This window comes from Cohnella sp. LGH, assembly GCF_017671885.1.
GTDB lineage: Bacteria > Bacillota > Bacilli > Paenibacillales > Paenibacillaceae > Cohnella > Cohnella phaseoli.
The window spans coordinates 8,297,049-8,312,288 of sequence record NZ_CP072117.1 but is presented as its reverse complement, the minus strand read 5'-3'; the positions used below and the strand labels follow the sequence as shown (position 1 = coordinate 8,312,288).

The following is a 15,240-nucleotide window of genomic DNA, read 5'->3' as shown; positions in this document are numbered from 1 at the left end:
CTCCTTCTAGCGCGCCTCGTAGGCCGCTTTGTTGCGTTCGATCTGTCCCAGATGCTTATCCACATGATTGCAAATGAACCGGTCGATAATATGAGAGACGGGGATAGGCTCGTCCAGCTTCTTCCCGATCAACGCCCATTGCTCTTCGCTCAGCTTGCGAAGCAGAATGGCGTTGTAGCGAGTGATTGCGTCGTAAACGGCGAGCAGTTCGGATAAATCCGTCTCGTTAAACCGTTGCCGGTCAACCCATTCTTCGTGAGCGAAGCTCGCCAGAGCTTCGACCGGCTCGGAGACGATTTTGCGAATGCGGTACGAGTTGACGATATTGGAATCGACCAGATGGCCTACAATTTCGTTGATGCTCCACTTGCCCAGGCCGGGCTGCCATAGCAGCAGCTCCTTGGGCAAATGTTCCACGCTGGCCCGGATTTTGTCCGCGGTCAACTCATAGTTGGCGATCGATGCTTCCCGTACTGCGGTCATGGCGTAATCCTCCCGATGATTATCCGGCTATGCGCCGTTATTTCTTAGATGCTTCGAAATAGGAATTGTCGTATACTTTGCTTACATCCAGCTTTTCTTTGATTGTGCCGGACTCCAGCAGGATGTCGGCCGTCGACTGGATGGCTTCCGCCGTCTCGGCGGTAATCGGATCGTTGATGTATTGCGTATTTTCGATCAGCGTCTTGACGAGCGCCTTGTCCATCTTCTTCTCGGTTGCGAGAATGTCGGCCGCTTCGTCCGGATTCTGAGCGACCCAATCCACCGCTTGCTGATATACTTTCAAGTACAGAGCGGTCAGATCGGGATGCTCCTTCAGGAATTTATCGCGGCCGATCATAACGGCCGGAGCGACGAAGCCCATCGTCTGCACGCTCTCTACGATACGGGCCCGGCCTGCGGCCACTTCCGTCGTTACGAACGGGTCCCAGATTCCCCAGGCGTCGACCTGGCCGGCCTGGAAAGCCGGGTTCGCTTCGTCCGGCTGAAGCTGCACGATTTTCACGTCGGATTCGCTCAACCCGTTCTTCTGCAGCGCCTTGATCAGGAAGATATGGCCGGAGGAGCCTTTCGCAACTGCGATCTGTTTGCCTTTCAAGTCGGCGATCGATTGAATCGGGCTGTCCGGCTTGACGATGACGCTGTTCTGATTGCCTTGAACGCCAGTAACGGAGATGACGGTAAACGGGCTGTTCGCGGCTTTGCCGGTAACGACCGTGCCGTCCCCGATGAACGAGAAATCTACGCGATCGGAGACGAGTCCTTCCAGCAAGGGAACGCTGCTCTGGAACTCGTTCCACTGGACCTTGGCGTTTGCTTTCTCGAAGGCTTCCTCGAACCAGCCTTTTTTCTTGGCGATGGTCAGCAGGTTCAAGCCGCCGTTGATCGCGATGTTGACGGTTGTTGTATCTTTCGAGGACTCTGCGCTCTCGCTTTTGCCGCAAGCGGTCAAGGCAAAGAGGGCTAACGATGCGGATAGCAGCCACAGGCCCGTTTTTCTGAGTGCGCGGATTCGTAATGAGGAAGCAGTCATGTTGCATTCTCCTTCGGATGTGAAATCAATTTCGATATTTGCATTGTATTATTTCCGAGTAATCTAGTAAAATAACTATGCTTTATATTTATATAACCAGAAGTTATGTAAAGGGGTCCTTTGTATGAACATCGAGCAATTCGAACATGCGGCCGCGATTGCCAAGACCGGCTCTATCTCGATTGCGGCCGAGCAGTTGCATGTCAGTCAGGCGGGGATCAGCAAATCGTTAGCGAAATTCGAGGAGGAGCTGGGCATTAAGCTCTTCAAGCGTTCGCGGCTGGGCACCGAGCCGACCGACCGGGGCAAAATCATCCTCCGCAAGATCGACGAGATTCTGACGCTGATCGAGGAGATCAAGGAAGAATCGCAAATCCAAAGCGCGCTGATCGAAGGCGAAGTCCGATTCTCGATCGGGCCGAACATCGTGGCGATCCTCTCTCAATCGATCATCTCGTTCAAGAGGGATCACCCTAACGTGCGACTGGCGATTACGGGCAAGAATTCCGAGGCGATCGTTCAGGATTTGAGGGAGGACCGCACTGATCTGGGTCTGATCTACTTCGATCGCCACAGACAAGAGGATCTTAAGGATTTAACGCTGCACAAAATGCTGGATTCCCGCATCATCGTATACGTCGGCAAGCGTTCGCCTCTAGCGGGGAGGGTGAGCGTAACGCCTGGCGATCTGCTCGATCAGACGTTCGTGAACGCGGACAACAATTACTCGAACTGGTTTATGCAGGATTTTATAGGCAAATACGGATCGGTCAATATTATTTTCACCTCCAACAACGTGGATATTCTGAAAAGAACGATTGCCGAGAATGTCGCCATCGGTATTTTCATCGAGCTGAGCATGAAGAACGACCCTCTGGTGACCGGAGGAGACATCGTCGGAATCCCGCTTGTCGATCACGAACCTAATACGGTGCCGCTTGGATGGGCCAGACTGACGAATAAACATTTTTCGATCGCGCAGAGGGAATTTCTGAAATATTTGATTCGGGAGTACGACAATTTTAAATAAGAAATCGATCGTCAGTATGTGAAGGGAATGACGAAGAAGGCGTATTGACAATGATTTTCGGCGTCTGATAAGATTCTCCGTAAATTCATGAAGGTCAGCATGATCACGCGCGGGAGGCTTCGCAATGACTACGGCAGCTTTGGAAATACGCAACTTGAACAAAACGTTCCGGTCCGGTGACGCCATAACCCATGCGCTGGACCGGATCGACTTTACGCTGGGGCGAGAGGAGTTCGTCTCGGTGATCGGCCCGAGCGGATGCGGTAAAAGTACACTGCTCAAAATCGTCGCCGGGTTGGACGTCGATTACGAGGGAACGGTTCGTCTGGATGACGCCGATGTAACGGGGCCGAGCAAGGAGAAAGGGTTTATTTTTCAGGAGCATCGTTTGTTTCCGTGGTTGACTGTGGAAAGAAATATTGCTGCGGATTTGTCCTTGAAGGACCCCGACGTACGGCGTCGGGTGGATGAGATGATCGGACTGGTACGGCTGCAGGGCTTTGAGAAAGCTTATCCGAAGCAGCTGTCGGGCGGGATGTCCCAACGGGTGGCGATCGCCAGGGCGCTGCTTCGGAACCCTAAGGTGCTGCTGCTGGACGAGCCATTCGGAGCATTGGACGCTTTCACGCGGAATCATATGCAGGAGTCTCTGTTGGACATTTGGCGGGAGAACCGCACGTCTATGCTGTTGGTTACGCACGATATCGACGAAGCGATTTTCCTGTCCAATCGAGTCGTCGTGATGGATGCCCGTCCCGGCAAAATCAAAGCGGTCGTTCCCGTTGATCTGCCCTATCCGCGAAACCGGGTAAGCTCCGCTTTTCAGGCGCTGCGGACGGAAGTGCTGTCGGCGCTGAACCATGTCGAGGAAGACACCGTCAGCTGGCATATCTAACGACTTTAACGAAAGGTTGTCTAAATCCATGTTCAGAAAAGAAAGGGTCATCCGCATTGCGCTGGGCAGCTCCATTCCCGTTGCCGTGCTTGTCGTCTGGCAGATTGCGGTCGAGCTTGGGCTGTTGAATCCGATGCTGTTTCCGGGTCCGATCTCCATCTTCGGCGATTTTTACGACATGATTTTGTCCGGGGAACTGGTTCATCATCTCGGAGTCAGCGTCGTTCGAGCGATGAGCGGATTTCTGATTGGAGCGGTCGCGGGGCTCGTTATCGGCATTTCCGTAGGTCTGTTTCGGAGGGCGGAGCACACGCTTGATCCGACGATTCAGATGCTGCGGACGGTGCCGTTGTTGGCCGTTACTCCGCTGTTTATTCTGTGGTTCGGATTCGGCGAGCTGTCGAAAATATTGCTCATCTCGATGGGCGCGTTTTTCCCCGTGTACGTCAATTCGTTCCTCGGCGTGCGCAACGTCGACGCCAAGCTGTTCGACGTCGCCCGCGTGCTGGAGTTCAGCAGATACCAGCAGATCGTCAAAGTCATTCTTCCCGGCGCGATGCCCAACATTCTGCTGGGCATTCGACTTTCTCTCAGCGTATCCTGGCTTTGCCTCGTCGTCGCGGAACTGATGGGGGCGGATGAGGGCGTCGGCTATCTGATCCAAGACGCGCGAGCTTATCTGCGTACCGGCGTCGTCTTTGTGGGCATCTTCATCTTTGCCATCGTCGGCAAGCTGACCGATTCTCTGGTCCGGATTTTGGAGGCCCGCCTGCTCAAGTGGCAGGACAGCTATCGGGGTTGAGCAGTTATTAATAGTATAATGTATCATAAAATAATTATATAATGATTAGTGCATATTTGGGCAGCGTTGGATGGAGAATGCTTGCGCTGTCGGCGGAGTCCATGGTATTCTCGGAATAACGATTTTTGACGGGAGGTGAAGGCAGGATGAATCGAGAGTTTGTGAACAACCAAGTCAGCCGATTGCCGATTGCGATGGCTGGCATCGTTCATGGCGCGCGCGAATACGGGAGAAATGCGTCCATTTTCGGCCATACGATTTCACAACTCTCGAGAAGGTTCCTGCCTTGACCGAAGCGGATTAACGTATCCGAACGGGCGTAGGGAATTTTCCCTGCGCCCTTTTTGTATTTGCCGGGCAGGAGCCTCCGATATTTCAGGAGGAACCGACATGTTAACGATAAATTGCCAAAACGTACGTAAATATAATGCAGCGCAGCTAGTGCTGGACAATGTGACCTTTGAGCTTCATCACGGAGAGAAGGCCGGTCTCGTGGGCCGCAACGGCAGCGGCAAAACGACGCTGATGCGTCTGATCGCCAAGCTGGATACGCCCGACGAGGGGCTGCTTACCGTGCGCAAAGACGCCGGAATCGGTTACTTGGAGCAAATTCCCGCCAATATGGCGCATCGTTCTGTATACGATGTGCTAGCTCTCGGATATAGCGGACTGTTGGAGTGCCGGGCTCAGATGGCCGATTTGGAGAAGCGGATGTCGGAACCGGCAGCCGCGGACGATCCGGTCCGCCTGGAGGAGCTGCTGCAGCGCTATGCCTTGCTTCAGGAACGGTTCGAGCGGGAGGACGGCTATGAGATGGACGCGCGTATCGATCAGATCGCTGGGGGGTTGCGGATCGATAAGACGTGGTACGAGCGGGACTACGGCTCGTTGTCAGGAGGAGAGAGGACGAAGGTAGGGCTGGCCTCGCAATTGATCCGCAAGCCGGATCTGCTGCTGCTCGACGAACCGACGAACCATCTGGACATGAAAGGCGTTGAGTGGCTGGAGGAGTTTCTGCTGAAGTATGAAGGCGCGTGCTTGATCGTCTCGCACGACCGTTATTTTCTGGACCGGGTCGTAACGAAGATCGTTGAGCTGGAGGATGGGGAATCGCTCGTTTTCCATGCCAATTACACGAAATATATGAAGGAGAAGGAAGAGCTTCTGCTTCAGCAGTTCGCCGATTACCAGGAGCAGCAGAAAAAAATCAAAAAGATGCGCGAAACGATCAAACAGCTGATGGAATGGGGCAGAATCGGCGACAACGGCAAGTTTTTCCGCAGGGCCGCTTCCATGCAGAAGGCGTTGGATCGAATGGAGAAGGTGAAGCGTCCGGCGCTTGATCGCAAGGAGGCGGAGTTCGAGCTTCGGCCGACCGATCGTTCCGGCAAGCAGGTGATCGCGCTGGACAGCGTGGCTAAGCGATACGGGAATAAGGACATTCTGAGGAGCGCTTCGGCGCAGCTGGAATACGGAGAAAAGGTGACGCTCATCGGCCGCAACGGCGCGGGCAAGTCGACGCTGCTCCGGCTGATCCTCGGCGAGGAGCAAGCGGACGGAGGCGAGCTTAAGCTCGGTTCGCGCGTAGAGATCGGGTATTTGGCCCAACAGCAGCAGCCGGAAGAACCGAAGGAGTCGGTGTTGGATTATTTTCGCCGTGAGGCCGGCATGGAAGAAGGGGAAGCCAGATCGCGTCTGGCGGCCTATCTGTTCTACGGAGCCGACGTGTTTAAGCCGGTTGGTCTGCTGTCCGGCGGGGAATGGACGAGGCTGAGGTTGGCGCTGCTTGTGCTGCGCAAGCCCAATCTGCTCGTACTGGACGAACCGACGAACCATATGGATATCGCGTCGAGGGAGGCGCTCGAGGAAGCGCTGATCGAGTATCCGGGGACCATTCTGGCGGTGACTCACGATCGTTATTTGATCAATCGGCTGGCGCAAAAGGTTTGGGAGCTGGATGAGGGACGCCTGGCGGTTTATTTGGGGGATTTCGACGATTACAAGGCGGAGAGCAGGCGCAGAGCGGCTGCCTTAGAGTTTTCCGAAGAAGCTGAATCCTTGCCATCGCGCGGCGTTCGGCCGAGAGCGGCCTTCGAGCGTCCGGGGGCGATCAAGCGGCAGGGCTCCGTTGGGCAGCCCGATCTTATTCGCGAGCGCCTGGAAACGGAGATCGCCGAGCTAGAGCGGCGACTGGCCGAGCTGGATGCCCGGACGCACGACGGAACGCCGATCAGTCCCCCCGAATTGGAGAAGGATTGGGAGGCAAGAGAGGATGTGCGGGGACGTCTGGATCGTCTGTACGAGCAATGGATGGAAGCGGCTGACGAATAATTCGTTTTTGTCCGGGAAGGCTAGCATCGACATTAGACTTGGCGTTCCCGAACTGAACGGAGGCGATCGAACAGATGGGCAGAAGTAGAAGACGGAGGCTGGCGGTGCCCGGAGCGGAAGAGGGCGTTAGCGTCCTCAAAGCGGACGTGATGCGCAAGGAGGGCTACTCGGTCGATCCGCAGCGGCCGGACGCGGTGAAGTACGAGGTTGCCAAGGAAATCGGCGTGCCGCTGGAGCCGGGCGACAACGGGAAACTGACGACGGAGGAAGCCGGGCAGGTTGGAGGAAGAATCGGCGGCGCAATGGTGCGGGAGATGATCCGGATGGCTCAGGAGCAATTGAGGCATAAAAGGTAAGAGCAAGAAGGGGCTATCCCATAGCCAAGTTCGATTGCTGGCTTATGCCTCGGAAGATGCTCCTGAAATGGAAAGGGTAAACCCGTTAAGAGGTCATTTCAGGGGCGTGCGAGGCTCCTCAGGGAGGGGGCGGGGTGCTTACCCCTCCCTTACATATTCTATTTATCTCAGGGACTCTGATTTTGTGGGACCCCTCCTCTATTTTCAACTTGGAGGAAACGTTAAAACGGAAAATCCGCGTTATTTTCCCGTAATAGGTGAAAATGGACGATTTAAAGTGGAAAACTCTCTTTATTTTTCCGAAATGGCCGAATTTGCAAAATTAAAGCGGATTATCCGCTTTATGCGACCCCGAAAGGGTGAGGATGCACATTTAAGGCGGGATTTCCGCTTAAGGCTAACAATCGTCGCTCCTACCCCAACTAACCGACCTGCGTGTAAGACGGCGGGTTTTTTGAGCTGTTTTTCAAGGTTATCGTTAAGGGGTCGTGAATCTAAGGAAACTTTAAGAAACCTCAGGCTGGGGTATACGGTAGAATAATAGAAAAAAGGTTCTCCGCGATTCGCAAGGGAGAGGATATGGACATGAATCTGTTGATCAAGCTGGGCAACCGGAGATTCGTGCTTTTTACTTTGATATTGCTGCTGAAGTGCTGTCTCGCCTGGTTCGTGGTGTTCGAAGACGGTCCTTCGGTGACGACGATGCTGACGGAAATTCCGTTTTTCTGGGTCGTTTTCTGCCTGATCGAATGGTTCGCGACTAAGCGCAAGCTGCTTTATTACACGATCGCCAACCTGCTGTTTACGCTGCTTTATTTTACGGTGCTGATGTATTACAAATATTACGGCGTTATCGTAACCTATCATGCGCTCAATCAAGCCAATAAAGTCGCTCAGGTCGGAGACAGCACCTACTCGCTGATGGACCCGTACTATTTGCTAGTGTTCGTCGATATCCTCGTTCTGGTAGCCATCCCTCTGTGGCTGAGGAGCCGAACGAAGGGATTCCAGCTGCAATTGAGGCCGATTAGCCGCAAGGCGCTGTCCGTTCTGCTTGTCGTGTCCGTCATGCTTTGCTTTATCAGCATCTGGCCTAACCGCGCCAGCATGAACGAGAATATGCAAGCGGAGGAAATGGGCATTCTGAATTACGAGTTTTACACGATATTCGCGGATGACAAGGTCGATGAGGAAAGGGTAGACATGAAGGAAATTACCCAAGCCCGAATCGACGAGCTGAAAGGAAAGACGTCCCGGGAGCAACCGCTCTATTACGGTGCAGCAGAGGGAAAAAACGTCATTATCGTTCAGATGGAATCGATGCAGAACTTCCTGATCGGCCTTCGGGTGAACGGCCGGGAGGCGATGCCGAATTTATCTAAGCTCGCCCGGGAGAATTTCCATTTCGATCGTTTCTATGCGATGGTTGGGCAGGGGACGACGGCGGATGCCGAATACGTGGTGAATACGTCTTTATATGTACCTAAGCACGAGCCGGCGACGAAAAACAACGCGAAAAAGGAGCTGCCGAGCCTGCCTAAACTGCTGAAGAGCTACGGCTACGATACGGCTACGTTCCACACGAACGACGTTCAGTTCTGGAACCGGACCGAGCTATATCCGGCACTTGGGTTCGACCGGTATTACGACAAAAGCTTTTTCGGGGATACGGATCATATCGCGTTCGGCTCGTCCGACGAAGTTCTGTACGAGAAGACGATCGAAGAGTTGAAGAAAATGAACGAAAGCGATCGTCCCTTCTACGCGCAGGTGCTGAGCATGAGCGCTCATCACCCTTACAATCTGCCGGAATCGAAGCGCCGTTTGGCCCTTCCCGAGGAGATGGAGGATTCGATGATCGGGCGGTACATTCAGGCGCAAAATTACGCCGACTATGCGATAGGCGCCTTCATCGACGATCTGAAAAGCAGCGGGCTGTGGGAAGATAGCGTTGTGCTTTTCTACGGCGACCATCAAGGCTTGCCCGTATACTCGATGAATGACGAAGAGCGCGAGCTCATGAAGGAATTGGTCGGCCATGAGTACGGTTATGCGGAAATGTTCAACGTACCGCTCATTATGCACGTTCCGGATGCGACCTATCCTGCGGTCATTGAGCGTACGGGGGGACAAATCGATCTGTTGCCGACCGTAGCTAATCTGGTAGGGGCTTCTCTCGGGAATCAGCTTTATTTCGGGCAGGATCTATTGAACTCGGACTCCAATGTGCTCCCGATGCGGCACTTCCTGCCGACCGGCTCCATCGTGTCGGATACCGGAGTGTTCATTACCGGCAACGACTACGAGGACGGCGCGAACTATCCTTTCGACGGTGAAGAGCTGTCTGAAGGCAGCGGCGCTTCGCGGTCCGAATACGAGCGAGCGCTGGAGCTGCTTAATCTGTCCGACAGCTTCGTAGAGCAATTGCCGGACAGAAGTCCTCAGCCATAGAAAAAGCTCCTCTCCGGGCAAAACGACTGACCGTTGCCTCGGCGAAGTTCCGAGGATTGTCGGAAATGCGTTGAAGTATCGGGAACGGACAAGTGGTATAATAGGCACATTACTGCGTAGCGGAAAAGGTGTTGGCCCCGGATGAGTCTCGTGTCGGACATTCTCTCCAACATTACCAAAGAGAATTTGACCCATATATTGGAACAATATCGCAATTTCGGGCCTTTGCCGGGTATAGCGCTTACGTTCATGAAATCGTTTATCCCGCCTCTGCCGACGATTCTGATCGTCGGAGTGAATGCGGCCGTCTATGGCTTGTGGCTTGGTTTTCTCTACTCCTGGATCGGAATCGTTGCGGGCTGTCTGACGACATTTCTCGTAGTGCGCAAAATTGCCGGACATCCTTATTTCGTTCGAATGGCGCAAAAGCCCAAGGTCCAGAAGAGCTTGAAGTGGGTGCGCCGCAACGCGTTCAGTTATGTGTTTCTGCTTAGCATTTTCCCGGTCGGGCCGTTTGTCGTTATCAATATCGCCGCGGCTATCGCGCAGATGCGGATTCGCTCGTTCCTCATCGCGATTCTGTTCGGCAAGGCGATCATGGTCATGTCGGTATCGATCATCGGCCACGATCTGATGCGGTTCGTCGAGCGGCCGTTTGAACTCGTCTACGTCGTGCTGTTCGTGGGTCTGTCGCTGTGGATCAGCAAAAGGATCGAGCGGCGGTTTACGAGGGATGACGAGAATGGAGGAGACCCGGAGGGCTCCCCGGAGCGCGTAGGGTCGTAATGGGTGTGTAATAATGTATTTGGAAAGGGAGGGTGAATCAATATGTTGAGTTTTGAAGAGAAGCTGGCGATTATGCAGTCGTTTCCTGAATTGCAGCGCAAAGACGTTTCCCTGGGAAGAGTGAACTTTCATTATGACGCCAGTCTGACGGATAAGAAAAACGTGGGCTATCATTTTCATCCGAACGGCAACGGCTACGTGTATGCAGTCGGGTTGGACGGCGTTGAGACGGACGGGAAAGGCTTTGCCAACGTTCGCGATTACGATGAACCGCAGCTAAGAGAGCTGGTTGCCCGGTCGATCCGGCTGTTAGGAGGAAGCGCGTCATCCGGGAAGTCGGATTCTGGAACGGCAGGAACGTTGGACGCGGAAGCCGAAAGCGAGAAATGGCGCAACGAAGACGGCGACGAGCTGTCTTTGCAGTTTGAGGACGATATGTGGTATCTGTTTGCGGGACTGAATCTCGAAATGGCGTTCGAAACGCGCGAAGAAGCCGAGGAGTACTTGGCCGACGAAGGGTTCGTTATTGCAGGAAATTGACAGCTTGCGGGAATAGCGGCATAATGAAGGAAATAATGTCGAGGAAGCACCTCACAAAGATAAACACAGATGTGTTTCTTTGCTGGGGTGCTATTTTTGTTGATGCGGAGGGAGCAGGAAGGAACATGAAAAAGAAAACGTACGAAGAGCTGATCAAGGAGTCGCCGGTTACTTACGACATGTATGCGAATATGGAAGACGACGGCAGACGCTATGAAATTTCCGACGGCGTATTGGAGCTGATGAGTCCTGCACCGACGCCTACGCATCAGTCGGTGGTGAACGAGCTGCAGTACAAGTTTAATGTCAGCTGCCGCAACGATTACATTATCTACTCATCGCCAATCGACGTCATTTTGTCCGCTACGGAAGTCCGCCAGCCGGACCTGATCATGATCCATCGCAGCAGAATGGAGATTATTGGCGGCAAGGGCATCAATGGTGCGCCGGATTTAGTCGTTGAAATCTCCTCCAAGCATTCGCGCAGACGGGACAAGGTGCAGAAACGCATCGTCTACGCCAAATACGACGTGCCGGAATATTGGATCGTCGATCTCTCCAACTTTACGTTGGAACAGTATGTGCTGGATGGTGAACGTTACGAACTGATCGACGTATACGCCGAAGACGATAAGATCAGCTCCAAGGCAGCCTCGTGCGCGTCGTTCAGCATGGGCGAGATTGTGCGGAATTTGCCCATACAGCCGGATAAGATAAATTAGTTAAATTAGTTTTCCTGCGCTGTGTGTGTGAGTCATTATAACAAGGAAAGGGGCGCCATAGGCATGAAAAAGAAAACATACGAAGAGCTGATCAAAGAGACGCCGGTTACTTACGACATGTACGCAGATATGGAAGACGACGGCAGACGCTATGAAATTTCCGACGGCGTGCTGGAGCTAATGAGTCCTGCTCCGACGACAACACATCAGTCGTTTGTTTATGAGTTGCAGTATAAGCTTAATGAGAGCTGCCGCAACGAATACATCATCTACTCGTCGCCAATAGACGTTATTTTGTCCGATACGGAAGTCCGGCAGCCGGACCTCATCATGATCCATCGCATTAGAATGGATATTATTGAAAAGAGAGGCATCAACGGCGCCCCCGACTTGGTCGTCGAGATCTCCTCCGAGCATTCGCGCAGACGGGACAAGGTGCAGAAACGCATCGTATATGCCAAATACGGCGTTCCGGAATATTGGATCGTCGACCTCTCCAACTTAACGTTGGAACAATATGTGCTGGATGGTGATCGTTACGAACTGATCGACGTATATGCTGAAGACGATAAGATCAGCTCCAAGGCAGCTTTATGCGCCTCGTTCAGCATGAACGAGATTGTGCGGAGTTTGCCTGTTCATCCGGATTTGCTTGACTGATACTGAAACGCATTAGGGGGTTCATCCGTACATAAAGATTAAGAAAATCTTATCCTATATGTGTCGAGCTTATCTGAAGCCGGCAAGTCATCCTTTTTGGAATATAAGGATCTTCCCATGCTTCGGTTCAACACATATAGCAGGAAATCAGGAGGAACTCATGAAGCGAATTTTGCTATTTATTCTAACCAACTTGCTCGTCATGATCACGATCGGCATCATCTTGTCCGTGTTCGGAGTTAGCTCGTATTTGAATGAATCGGGCGGAATCGATTTTGGCTCGTTGCTCGTATTCAGCGCCATCGTCGGCTTTACCGGAGCGTTTATCTCTCTGGCGATGTCCCGCTGGATGGCCAAAATGATGATGAAAGTCCAGGTCCTCAAGCCGGAGGACAATTTGAGCTACGGCGAGCGTCAAGTCGTCGATATGGTTCACCGTCTGTCCCGCGCCGCGGGGCTCACGCATATGCCCGAGGTCGGCATCTACGAATCGAATGAGGTGAATGCGTTCGCCACCGGCCCTTCGAAGAAGCGCTCCCTCGTCGCCGTATCGAGCGGACTCCTGCACGAGCTTGACGAAAATGCAGTGGAAGCCATCATCGCCCACGAAGTCGCCCACGTTGCTAACGGAGACATGGTCACGATGACGCTGCTGCAGGGAGTCGTCAACACGTTTGTCGTCTTCCTGTCGCGTATCGCCGCTTGGGCCGTATCGCGGCTCGTGAAGGAAGAATTGGCCGGGCTTGTTCACTTTATCGCCGTTATCGTCTTCCAGATCGCCTTCTCCATTCTGGGCAGCCTTGTCGTTCTGGCTTATTCCAGACATCGCGAGTTCCATGCCGATGCCGGCGGCGCCCATCTGGCGGGCCGCGACAAAATGATTCACGCGCTGCGCGGGCTCAAAGCCTATCAGGATCGTATGCAGGACAGTCAGCAAACCGCGATCTCCACTCTGCAAATCAGCGGCAAGAAGAGAAGCGCTTTGTTCTCGACGCACCCGGACCTCGAAGAGAGAATCCGTCGTTTGCAAGCCGGTTAATCCCCTTCGGGGAAAAATCAAGGCCGTCCCGTCAGCTGCTGCTGTGGGGCGGCCTTCATCGTCGCTTAATTCGATTCGTTGTACGTTCTAAGCAGGGAGTAGCGGTTGGGGCGAATACGGTGCGCCTCGCGCAAGCTTCGCTCGAGCAGCTCTTGGCCGATGCCGAGCGCTTCGGGGGCGGTCGGCCCTCCTGCCAGCGCAAGCAGTCGGCGGATTTCCTCGCCGCTTGGAATGCGGGCGATCGCCTCGGTCAGCGCCTCGCGATACTCCGCAGGAAACAGCTCCGGGCGCTCCGAAGCCAACTCGCGGTACAGGTCCGAAATGATCGCGCAGGCGATCCCGACCTTCGCGCCATGCAGTACCTGCTTACGACCGAGTCGAAGCAGCTCCATCTCCCAGTAGTGGGAGAGATGATGCTCGGCGCCGGAGGCCGAGTGAGACTGGCCGAATTGCAGCATCGCGAAGCCGGACTCGATAAGCGCCCGAGTCAGCGTCTCGATACCATGCGGCGTGCGGCGTCCGATCTCCTCGCTATGTTCCACGCACGCCAGCAGCGCTCGCTCCGTTCGCTCGTACACCTCGCGCGAGAACGGCTCCGCCCCTGCTAGATGGCCGAACGTCCAGTCGAATAGAGAAGTATATTTGCCCAGCATATCGCCGAAGCCTGCGGCAACCATCGCGTCCGGAGCCTGCGTCAGAATGTCCAGATCCGCGAAAATAGCGGAAGGTCCGATGGCTCCGATCGTTTTTTTCTCGCCGCGCAGAATGAGCGGCGCCCCGACGGAATTAAAGCCGTCGACAGAAGGCGCTGTAGGCACCGATACGAAGGGGATACCGACAGCGTATGCCGCAAAGCGCGAGATGTCGTGCAGCGTCCCCGAGCCGACGGCGATCGCAACTTCCGCGGCCTCCTGGCGCAGCGCCAGAATCAGTTGGACTATGGAAGCCTCGTCCGCGATCACATCGCCTTGGCGATCAGGCTCAATCCGCGTTGTTCCAACTTGAATTCCTGCACGCTCAATCTCCCGTTCCAGTCTCTCCCCCGCCACTTTATACGTCATTTCGTCGACCGCGATGGCGACTTGGCGATATCCTTGCTCTTTCAAGTACGGGGCAACCGCGTTAAGCGCGCCGGCTTCGATTTTTACGGGAAAGGTCATTGACGCTCCTCCTTGTCGGACTGCAGCAGCGTGCGAATGTCCGAGATGGAATCCCAGATAAAATCGGGGCGCTCCTCGGCGGCTTCGCCCCGTTCACGCGTTGTCGATCCGCTGAGCACGAGCGCCGTGCGGATACCGGCGCGCTTGCCCAGGGCGATATCGGAATGGAGGCTATCCCCGATGACGAGACAGCGTTCGGGCGGCAGATCCAAAGCACGAAGAGCCGCATTGGCCATATAGGCCGAAGGCTTGCCGACGACGACGGACACCTCTGCTCCGGTCGTATGGACGATCGCGGCGATCGTAGCCCCCACGTCGATACATTCTCCGCCGTCTCCGGGGAAAGTTTTGTCTTCGTTGGTGACGATAAGTTTGGCGCCGCTGCGAGCGGCCCGAAAAGCGTCGTTCAATTCCGCGTAAGTCAGCGACTCATGAAGCGTAATAACGAGCCAATCGGCTTCCTCCGGCTTGGCGGCGAGTTGAACTCCATGGCTCCTCAGCTCCTCATGCAATCCTTCATCTCCGAACAGCCAGGCTTTGCCGTCAGGCTCGTTCTCCAGCAAATATGTGGCGGTCACGGAAGAGGTTAGAATAATCTCCTCCGCCGCTGCCGGAATGCCCATTGCCTCAAGCTTTTCTTGGCACATTCTTCGGGAATAATTGCCGCGGTTGCTTAAGAAAACGACCTTTATACCTGCGGCGCGAATATGCTCCATCGTTTCCTTGGCTCCCTCAATCGCTTGAGAGCCGAGATAGATCGTACCGTCCAGGTCGATAATCAATCCATCGATTCCGTTCAATGCCATGATGCAGTTTCCCCCTAAATCGCGAATTCTCTTCTCTCTATTGTCCTTTCGTTTGCTTGCGAATGTCAACGATTGAGTGCGTTTATCGACGTTCGCATCCGCTTGTATATGAACGTTCGTTTGATGGC

General features: G+C 54.2%; 16 protein-coding genes. 12 read left to right on the top strand and 4 right to left on the bottom strand.

What is annotated here, in order from left to right; genetic code table 11:
* Nucleotides 1–6: 6 nt before the first annotated feature.
* Entirely contained in the window at nt 7–483 is a 477-nt protein-coding gene (locus J4772_RS34270; protein WP_116064829.1) for a DinB family protein, read from the bottom strand.
* Between the two features lie 37 nt (nt 484–520).
* Nucleotides 521–1,534: an aliphatic sulfonate ABC transporter substrate-binding protein gene (locus J4772_RS34265; protein ID WP_209073292.1), complete on the bottom strand. Its 1,014-nt coding sequence runs from the start codon at nt 1,532–1,534 to the stop codon at nt 521–523.
* A 124-nt stretch (nt 1,535–1,658) separates the two neighbouring features.
* Between J4772_RS34265 and J4772_RS34260 the strand changes: the two genes are divergently transcribed.
* The 12 genes from J4772_RS34260 (at nt 1,659) to htpX (ending at nt 13,146) form a co-directional block, all read left to right on the top strand.
* The gene (locus J4772_RS34260; protein ID WP_116064831.1) at nt 1,659–2,564 is read left to right on the top strand and encodes a LysR family transcriptional regulator; all 906 of its coding nucleotides are present in this window, start codon (nt 1,659–1,661) and stop codon (nt 2,562–2,564) included.
* A 124-nt stretch (nt 2,565–2,688) separates the two neighbouring features.
* The gene (locus J4772_RS34255) at nt 2,689–3,459 is read left to right on the top strand and encodes an ABC transporter ATP-binding protein (RefSeq protein WP_209073291.1); all 771 of its coding nucleotides are present in this window, start codon (nt 2,689–2,691) and stop codon (nt 3,457–3,459) included.
* Between the two features lie 28 nt (nt 3,460–3,487).
* Nucleotides 3,488–4,261, top strand: coding sequence for an ABC transporter permease (locus J4772_RS34250; protein WP_209073290.1), 774 nt, complete (start codon nt 3,488–3,490; stop codon nt 4,259–4,261).
* Nucleotides 4,262–4,407: 146 nt separating this feature from the next.
* Nucleotides 4,408–4,551 carry a hypothetical protein gene (locus J4772_RS34245; RefSeq protein ID WP_209073289.1) on the top strand — a complete coding sequence of 48 codons (144 nt, stop codon included), beginning with the start codon at nt 4,408–4,410 and terminating at the stop codon, nt 4,549–4,551.
* Between the two features lie 100 nt (nt 4,552–4,651).
* Nucleotides 4,652–6,592, top strand: a complete 1,941-nt coding sequence (abc-f, locus tag J4772_RS34240) for a ribosomal protection-like ABC-F family protein (RefSeq protein WP_209073288.1) — start codon at nt 4,652–4,654, stop codon at nt 6,590–6,592.
* Between the two features lie 74 nt (nt 6,593–6,666).
* Entirely contained in the window at nt 6,667–6,948 is a 282-nt protein-coding gene (locus tag J4772_RS34235; protein ID WP_209073287.1) for an alpha/beta-type small acid-soluble spore protein, read from the top strand.
* A gap of 585 nt (nt 6,949–7,533) precedes the next feature.
* Entirely contained in the window at nt 7,534–9,399 is a 1,866-nt protein-coding gene (locus tag J4772_RS34230) for an LTA synthase family protein (protein WP_209073286.1), read from the top strand.
* Nucleotides 9,400–9,540: 141 nt separating this feature from the next.
* Nucleotides 9,541–10,185, top strand: a complete 645-nt coding sequence (locus J4772_RS34225) for a TVP38/TMEM64 family protein (RefSeq protein WP_209073285.1) — start codon at nt 9,541–9,543, stop codon at nt 10,183–10,185.
* Between the two features lie 42 nt (nt 10,186–10,227).
* On the top strand, nt 10,228–10,725 hold the full coding sequence (locus J4772_RS34220) for a hypothetical protein (RefSeq protein WP_209073284.1): 498 nt from the start codon (nt 10,228–10,230) through the stop codon (nt 10,723–10,725).
* Between the two features lie 125 nt (nt 10,726–10,850).
* The gene (locus tag J4772_RS34215; RefSeq protein WP_209073283.1) at nt 10,851–11,447 is read left to right on the top strand and encodes a Uma2 family endonuclease; all 597 of its coding nucleotides are present in this window, start codon (nt 10,851–10,853) and stop codon (nt 11,445–11,447) included.
* Between the two features lie 63 nt (nt 11,448–11,510).
* Complete coding sequence (locus J4772_RS34210; protein ID WP_209073282.1) at nt 11,511–12,107, top strand: Uma2 family endonuclease; 597 nt, start codon at nt 11,511–11,513, stop codon at nt 12,105–12,107.
* 160 nt (nt 12,108–12,267) lie between these two features.
* Complete coding sequence (gene htpX / locus J4772_RS34205) at nt 12,268–13,146, top strand: protease HtpX (RefSeq protein ID WP_209073281.1); 879 nt, start codon at nt 12,268–12,270, stop codon at nt 13,144–13,146.
* A 65-nt stretch (nt 13,147–13,211) separates the two neighbouring features.
* Here the strand turns inward: htpX and J4772_RS34200 are convergent, their stop codons facing one another.
* The gene (locus J4772_RS34200; protein ID WP_209073280.1) at nt 13,212–14,306 is read right to left on the bottom strand and encodes a sn-glycerol-1-phosphate dehydrogenase; all 1,095 of its coding nucleotides are present in this window, start codon (nt 14,304–14,306) and stop codon (nt 13,212–13,214) included.
* The gene (locus tag J4772_RS34195) at nt 14,303–15,112 is read right to left on the bottom strand and encodes an HAD-IIA family hydrolase (protein ID WP_116064843.1); all 810 of its coding nucleotides are present in this window, start codon (nt 15,110–15,112) and stop codon (nt 14,303–14,305) included. The genes J4772_RS34200 and J4772_RS34195 overlap by 4 nt, the downstream gene beginning before the upstream one ends.
* Nucleotides 15,113–15,240 lie beyond the last annotated feature (128 nt).